An 860-nucleotide genomic window follows, 5' to 3' on the forward strand; every position below is an offset into this window, starting at 1 on the left:
AATTAAACAATAAAATCACTGAGTTAATCAACAAAAAAGAAGAACCGAGATTGATCGATTTTATTTTTGCAGGAGAAGTTTTTTAACTTGCGTCATTTGAGCCAAAAATGAGGATTGTTAATTAACAATGAATCATTGCGAGGTTCCTTTTTCAAAAACATTTTTGCAAGACAGGCAATCACAACGCGCCCTGTCACAACAGCAGCATTTAGACTCTTAAAAAGAAAGATCAGAGATGATAGATGTCCCACAAATCTCCATAAGCAAGGTCAAGTTGATTAATCTTGTTAATAAGATTGGACATGGAGACATATATTATGGTGTCCGCTTGCCTAATCGTACATGTGAAAGTGGCATAGACCCCTCATCAACATGTTATCTTGTCTATATACTGCAAAATATTTTTGAGAATGATGATAGAAATTATTTTCCGTTATTGCCGTACGATGATTTTAAACAATGGTTTTCATCTGTCTTTACGCAAGTTTTCACAGCTTGGTTTGATAATCATTTTTCTCAAGAGTTGTCATCTTTTTATCGTTTAAATGAGCTGCTTTTGTTTACAGCTTTAGTTGAAAGTAATCTTGATATCTTAAGGAATGACCTCATCGAAAAAAGAAAAGAAGAAATCAAATTAATAAATGATGCGTGTAGTGTGCGTCTGAATCTGAGTTAATCCAATTTTTTAAAACTTATAACTACGCGCTCTGTCATAGCACACATATAAATACTTAGAGCTTTAAAGGGGGGATTATGATCACTAACGCACAAACCATTTTATGTCTTGATCTAGGGACCAAGACAGGCTGGGCGATATGCGGTGCGGATGGTCACATAACAAGCGATACAGAAGATTTTCA

The 860-nt window shown here is 34.8% G+C and carries 1 protein-coding gene; it reads left to right on the forward strand.

Translation table 11 applies throughout. From position 1 onward, the window contains the following. Positions 1 to 235 precede the first annotated feature (235 nt). Entirely contained in the window at positions 236 to 676 is a 441-nt protein-coding gene (locus ACFINF_RS09410) for a hypothetical protein (RefSeq protein WP_375620616.1), read from the forward strand. Positions 677 to 860 lie beyond the last annotated feature (184 nt).

Origin of the sequence: Bartonella sp. TS25HLJMH, from assembly GCF_042193505.1 — a bacterium.
Lineage (GTDB): Bacteria > Pseudomonadota > Alphaproteobacteria > Rhizobiales > Rhizobiaceae > Bartonella > Bartonella grahamii.